Source organism: Salinigranum sp. (assembly GCF_041641895.1).
Taxonomy (GTDB): Archaea; Halobacteriota; Halobacteria; order Halobacteriales; family Haloferacaceae; genus Salinigranum.
This window is the reverse complement of record NZ_JBEPXO010000132.1, coordinates 1-5,956: the sequence shown is the minus strand read 5'-3', so window position 1 is coordinate 5,956 and position 5,956 is coordinate 1. Positions and strand designations below refer to the sequence as shown.

General features: G+C 67.2%; 8 protein-coding genes. 4 read left to right on the top strand and 4 right to left on the bottom strand.

From position 1 onward, the window contains the following. Together purQ and purS are read right to left on the bottom strand one after the other, a co-directional pair. On the bottom strand, positions 1-551 hold a 551-nt coding region (purQ, locus tag ACESK5_RS18555; RefSeq protein ID WP_372913070.1), incomplete at its 3' end, for a phosphoribosylformylglycinamidine synthase I. Positions 552-603: 52 nt separating this feature from the next. Continuing rightward, positions 604-858, bottom strand: coding sequence for a phosphoribosylformylglycinamidine synthase subunit PurS (gene purS / locus ACESK5_RS18550; RefSeq protein WP_372913069.1), 255 nt, complete (start codon positions 856-858; stop codon positions 604-606). A gap of 239 nt (positions 859-1,097) precedes the next feature. On the opposite strand from purS, the gene ACESK5_RS18545 reads away from it, so the two are divergent. The 3 genes from ACESK5_RS18545 (at position 1,098) to ACESK5_RS18535 (ending at position 3,146) form a co-directional block, all read left to right on the top strand. After that, positions 1,098-2,105 carry a formyltetrahydrofolate deformylase gene (locus ACESK5_RS18545; RefSeq protein ID WP_372913068.1) on the top strand — a complete coding sequence of 336 codons (1,008 nt, stop codon included), beginning with the start codon at positions 1,098-1,100 and terminating at the stop codon, positions 2,103-2,105. Positions 2,106-2,360: 255 nt separating this feature from the next. Next, the gene (locus ACESK5_RS18540; protein WP_372913067.1) at positions 2,361-2,807 is read left to right on the top strand and encodes a GNAT family N-acetyltransferase; all 447 of its coding nucleotides are present in this window, start codon (positions 2,361-2,363) and stop codon (positions 2,805-2,807) included. 66 nt (positions 2,808-2,873) lie between these two features. Next, entirely contained in the window at positions 2,874-3,146 is a 273-nt protein-coding gene (locus tag ACESK5_RS18535; protein WP_372913066.1) for a hypothetical protein, read from the top strand. Between the two features lie 62 nt (positions 3,147-3,208). Here the strand turns inward: ACESK5_RS18535 and ACESK5_RS18530 are convergent, their stop codons facing one another. Both ACESK5_RS18530 and ACESK5_RS18525 read right to left on the bottom strand, forming a co-directional pair. Continuing rightward, on the bottom strand, positions 3,209-3,682 hold the full coding sequence (locus ACESK5_RS18530) for a type IV pilin (RefSeq protein WP_372913065.1): 474 nt from the start codon (positions 3,680-3,682) through the stop codon (positions 3,209-3,211). Positions 3,683-3,684: 2 nt separating this feature from the next. Then, positions 3,685-4,158, bottom strand: coding sequence for a type IV pilin (locus ACESK5_RS18525; protein ID WP_372913064.1), 474 nt, complete (start codon positions 4,156-4,158; stop codon positions 3,685-3,687). 318 nt (positions 4,159-4,476) lie between these two features. On the opposite strand from ACESK5_RS18525, the gene ACESK5_RS18520 reads away from it, so the two are divergent. Then, on the top strand, positions 4,477-5,748 hold the full coding sequence (locus ACESK5_RS18520) for an MBL fold metallo-hydrolase (RefSeq protein WP_372913063.1): 1,272 nt from the start codon (positions 4,477-4,479) through the stop codon (positions 5,746-5,748). Positions 5,749-5,956: the final 208 nt, after the last annotated feature.

Sequence of the window (5,956 nt, the reverse complement as noted above, 5' to 3'; positions counted from 1 at the left end):
CCGACGGAGCCGTTCGGGTTCGCCGCCTCCGTCACGTTCCCCTCGCTGTCACAGTAGCGGAAGAGCACGCGACCCTCCGCCTCGAGTCGGTCGTACCGCTCCGCACTCACCTCGAACCGTCCCTCGCCGTGTGCGATGGGGAGTTCGACGACCGCTCCTTCCTCGTACGCGCGCGTCCACGGCGTGTCCGCTCGCTCGATACGGACGTAGACGTGCTCGCACTGGAACCGCGCGCTCCGGTTCGTCGTGAACGCGCCCGCCGTCAGCCCCGACTCGCAGCCGATCTGTGCGCCGTTGCAGATTCCCAGGACGGGAACCCCGGACTCGGCGTGTTCGCGCACCTCGTTCATGACGGGGGCCCGTGCGGCCATCGCCCCTGCGCGCAGGTAGTCGCCGTAGGAGAACCCGCCGGGGATGACGATGCCCGTGGTGTCGTCCGGGAGGCCGTCGGCGTGCCAGACGCGCCGAGCGTCGATGCCCAGATGCGTGAGCGCCTGGACCGCGTCACGGTCACAGTTCGACCCGCCGAACTGGACGACAGCGACGGTCACCGTCGGGACCTCCGTGTACCGGGACCGAGGGTCGGTGTCGGAGACACGACTGTCATTCCCGCTCGGAGACCTCCACATCGTAGTCGTGGATGGTCGGGTTCGCGAGGAGTCGTTCCGCCATCTCGTCGGCACGGTCCTCGGCGTCCCGTGCGGACTCGGCGTCGAGGTCGATTTCGAACCGGTCGGCGGAGCGGAGCGCGCCGAGTTCGAAGCCCAGCCGTTCGAGTGCGCGCTTCGTCGTCTCCGCCTCGGGGTCCAGCACGCCCCGTTTGAGGCGCACGGTGACCGTCGCGGTGTAGGCCGTCATCGTCCGAGGGTGCGTGGTCGTGAGTAAAAGCCGTTTTGGAGTCGACGTGATATACACAGATGCGTATATTACGTCCCGTCGACGGGACTGCCCAGTTCTCGCCCGGGACGACGGGACACGCCCCGTCGGTCGAAGAGTACTCGCTCCTGAGACAACTTTTCCGCGAAAAACGGAAGCGGTTTACGCGAGCGCTGACTCAGCCGAGATATGTTCGGTCTCGAACAGCCGAAGGTGACGGTATGACGCGCGAGTACACCCGAATCACGGTCATCGGAGACGACAAGACCGGAATCGTCGCGAAGTTCACCACCCTGCTGTTCGAGCGCGGAATCAACGTCGAGGACATCGACCAGGCGGTCCGCGACGGCCTCTTCCGGATGACGCTGCACGCCGACACCGCGGAGATGGTCTGCACGAAGGAGACGCTCCGCGGGGCGCTCGCCGACCTGGGCGACGAGATGAACGTCGACGTGCAGGTGCGCTTCCCCGCCGACCGGGAGACGAAGCGCATCGCCGTCCTCGCGACGCAGGAGTCGCACTGCCTGGAGGCGCTGTTCGACGCGTGGGCGGACGGCGAACTCGACGCCGAGATATCGGTCGTCATCGCGAACCACGACGACCTCCAGCCGCTCGCCGAACGGTACGACGTCCCCTTCTACGACGTCGGCGACGAGAAGGGGTCGCCCGACGAGGACGAACTCGTCGACCGGCTGGAGGAGTTCGACGTCGACCTGGTCGTCCTCGCCCGGTACATGCGCATCCTCTCGCCCAACGTGGTGTTCCGCTACGAGGACCGCATCATCAACATCCACCCCTCGCTGCTCCCGTCGTTCCCCGGCGCGGCCGCCTACCGGCAGGCGAAGGAGGAGGGCGTCCGCGTCGCCGGCGTCACGGCCCACTACGTCACGACCGACCTCGACCAGGGCCCCATCATCACCCAGCGAGCGTTCGACGTCCCCGACGACGCCTCGCTGGACGAGCTGAAGGCGCGTGGACAGCCGCTGGAGGCGGAGGCGCTGCTGGAGGCGGTCCAACTGCACCTCGACGACGCCGTGAGCGTCCACCGCGGCCGGACCAGCCTGCGTGACGGCGTCGACCACGACGACTACCAGCTCGGCCTCGGCGACATCGGCAACCCGGACCGCCCGGTCGACGGCCTCGACACGTCGCTCGCGGCGAGCGAGGAGGCGGCCGACGACGCGAGCGAGGCGTCCGACGCGGAAGCCGAGGCAACGACGCCGAACTGAGGGCCCGCGCTCGCCTGCACTCTTCGTTCTCTCGGGCGTCGGACGTGGGCCCGTCGTAGCACTGCCGGGTTCGACCGGACGGTACGGTCTCCGTCCTCCGAGCGACCGGTGTCTCTCCCCGCAGCCACGCCCCCAGCCAGCGGGGGGTCGCCGCGCCGTCGGCGGTGTCGCTTCGCCGACCTCTCGCCGGCGACGATTATCCCGACTGAGACTCTCAACGGACGTTTGATACGTCCGCCGCCCGACGACGCGACCATGACACGCGACATCGACGTCGACGTCGCCTACGAGGTTCCCGACGGTAGCCTCGGCGACGTGGTCCGTCTCCTCCGCTCGACGGGGTGGGCCGCGGACCGCGACGCCGACGGCGTCCGCCGGATGCTCGACCACACCGACGTCGTCGTCTGCCTCGTCCGCGAGGTGGTCAGCGGCCGGACCCGGGACACGGAAGTGGTCGGTTTCGCCCGCGCGCTCACCGACCGCGAGTACCGCGCGTTCGTCGAGGACGTCGTCGTCGGCGTCCCCTATCGCGGCCGGGGACTGGGAACGCGGCTGGTCGAGGAACTCTGCGCACACCCGGGCATCGCCGACGTCGAACAGGTCCTCCTGGAGTGTCGTCCGGACCTCGTCGACTTCTACGGACGGTTCGGCTTCGAGCGCGTCCCGAGCGGGTCGACGCTGCTGAAACGAGAGCAGGGCTGAGACCGACGGCCCCCGCTCGCGCGGTCACCCACGAAGCGTGAAGTGTCGTCGACTCCTCTCCCCGCTGTGAACGAGTCCGAACTCGACCGCGCGCTCCGAGAGACGTTCACGGGGAGCGACGCCGAACGCCGCGTGGTGGTCCGGCAGGCGATGGACCTGGCCGATTCGGGGCAGGCGGCACAAGACCGTGGTGCGCCGCTGACGGTGGAGGAAGTCGTGGAGAACCTGCAGGACGCGCCCGACGAGCGCGTGGCGAACCGCTGGAACTGGTGGATGGGCGCGCTGGAGGTCGCCTATGGGGGGTACGAGGCGTTTCAGGTGCGGCGGTACGAGAAATAAGAGTAGAAGGGTTGAGAGATGTCTCTCACCGGTGGTGAAAAATCCGAAAAGTCGGTCCGCGATCAGCTCTGGAACTCGGCCTGACCGATGGTCGCAGTCTTGTCGGAGTTGGACGACGCCCAGACGACGCGGACAGCGTCACCGTCGGACGCACCGCCGCTCGACAGCGAGAGACCAAGTGACTTCCCAGCGGACACTTCGCCGTTCCCGCTCGTCCAGTTTCCACCGTCGTTATTCCACGTTCCCGAGCCGTCCGCGGCCCACGCGGTCGTACTATTGACGTTGACGCTCAGGTCCTCAGCAGGAATCGAGTCACCGCCATCGTGAGTGATGTTCACGACGTCGGTCCCACTGCCTTGCGTCTGGAAGTCAAACGCGAACTGTGCCTGGGGTGCGCTCTCGGAGACCTGGTCACCGAGCCCGAGGACGAACGTCCCGATGACGGCCGCGAGGATCACCGTGATCGCCACCATGAGGATGACGCCGATAACCGGACTCACAGCACGGTCCTCCGTGAACAGTTGCTTGAAATCCATGTTTACGTCTGGAACTGGCCGATGGTCGCGGTCTTGTCGCTGTTCGGGCTGCTCCAAACGACACGGACGGTTTCTCCACCGAACGAACCAGTTGCTCGGACGTAGATAGTGGTCCCAGCACTGATTGTGTCTCCGCTGCCGAAGCCGTTGGTTGCGTCAAGTGCAACGCTGTTAGCACCGACAGCCGTGTAGGACGTCGTCGGGTCGTCGTTAATATCGATTGCCGTTCCCGTGGTGATGTTCAGGTCACCCGCCTCAATGGCGTCACCACCATCGTGGGTGATGTTGACGTCGTCGTCACCGTCGAAGTCGAATGTAAACTGTGCCTGCGGTGCGCTTTCGGAGACCTGGTCGCCGAGGCCGAGCACGAACGTCCCGATGACGGCCGCGAGGATCACCGTGATCGCCACCATGAGGATGACGCCGATGACCGGGCTCACTGCGCGGTCTTCCGTGAAGAGTTGCTTGAAGTTCATTGTCGTTCTTCTCTGCACGTTCTGACCGAACACGAGAGTCCGATCGACGCACACGGTGCGCGCCCAGCGGGCCATCCCACTGCTCTCCCTCGGTCGACCGTGCCTGAGCGCTGATTCCAGATTGAGCTATTAAAATCTGCCTCGCCGATTTTCAGCAGTGATACTGTACACATATACTCTACTTAAACGGTACTTAAAAAGCGGCGCGGTAGCGGTCTCGTATGCTCCGGTGCGGAGGCGTGTCGAATTTTCACAATCGAAAACTGAGCGGTCGGAGAACCGACGGACGGAAGCGCGTGTAGCCGCAACCGTCGGCCGATGAAACTGGAGTTCCTCGGCGGCGTCCGCGAAGTCGGGCGGAGCGCGCTTCTCGTCAACGACTCGCTCCTCCTCGACTACGGACTGCTGTCGGGGAACCCGCCGCAGTTCCCCGTCGCGACCCCCGACCCGGACGCCGTCGTCGTCAGCCACGGTCACCTCGACCACGTCGGCGTCGTTCCGGCGCTTTTGTCGGGGCGGGACCGCCCGCCGATCCACTGGACGCCCCCCACGATGGAACTCGCGCTCACGCTCGCGCGAGACACACTGAAGCTCCACGGGCCAGCGAATCGCAGACACGGGCGCGGGTCAGGTGGACAGGGTGGCGGCTACCGCTGCCCGTTCACGGAGAACGATGTCAAGCGCGTGACGGAGGTGTCTCACACCCACGGCTACCGGGAGTCGTTCGTGGCGGCGGGCCACGAGGTGACGTTCTTCGACGCGGGCCACATCCCCGGGAGCGCCCACGTGCTGGTGGACGACGGCGACACCCGACTGCTCTACACGGCCGACTTCCACACCCAGGACCAGCGCGTCGTCGCGGCCTCCACCGACCGTCCCGACGCTGACGTGGTCGTGTGTGAGAGCACCTACTCGGACGTCGACCACGACCCCCGGCGGGCGGTCGAAGAGCGGTTCGTCGAGAGCGTCCGGCAGACGCTGTGGGAGGGCGGGACGGTCGTCGTCCCGGCCTTCGCCATCGGGCGGACTCAGGAGATGCTCCTCGTCTGTGAGGCGTACGACATCCCCTGCTACGTCGACGGGATGGGCAAGCGGGTGACGGAGATGCTCCGCGGGCACCCCGACTTCGTCCGCGACGCCGACGCGCTCGACCGGGCGGCCGCCCACGCGCGGTTCGTCACGAGCCACGGCCAGCGGACCCGCATCGCCGAGCAGAACGCCGCCATCGTCACGACGAGCGGGATGCTCTCCGGCGGCCCGGCGATGACCTACATCCCCGCCATCAGGGCGAACCCGACGAACAAAGTCACGCTGACCGGCTACCAGGTGGCGGGGACACCCGGCCGCCGACTGCTCGACACCGGACGGGCGGAGTTCGACGGCCGCGTGATGCCCGTCAGCGCGCGCGTGGAGTCGTACGACTTCTCGGCCCACGCCGACGCCGGAGGACTCCGTTCCTTCCTCGACACGTACGCGGACCAACGGGTGTTCGTCGTCCACGGCGACCGGTGTGAGGCGTTCGCGACGGAACTGCGGGCGGACGGCGTCGACGCCACCGCACCCGAACTGGGCGCCGCCGTGGAGGTGTGAACGCCTCCAACGCACCGACTACCGACCACCCCGCAGGCGTGACCGACCGCTCCGCTCACGTCCGTCGAGCGACGGCGACCAGCGCGCGTCCGTCCTCCCCGTCGCCGTCGACGAACGTCCGGGGCCGAACGAACTCGACGGCGAACCCGGCGTCGGCGAGGAGCGTCTCGAACTCGGCCGGGCCGTACGCGCGAATCCGGACCTGCTG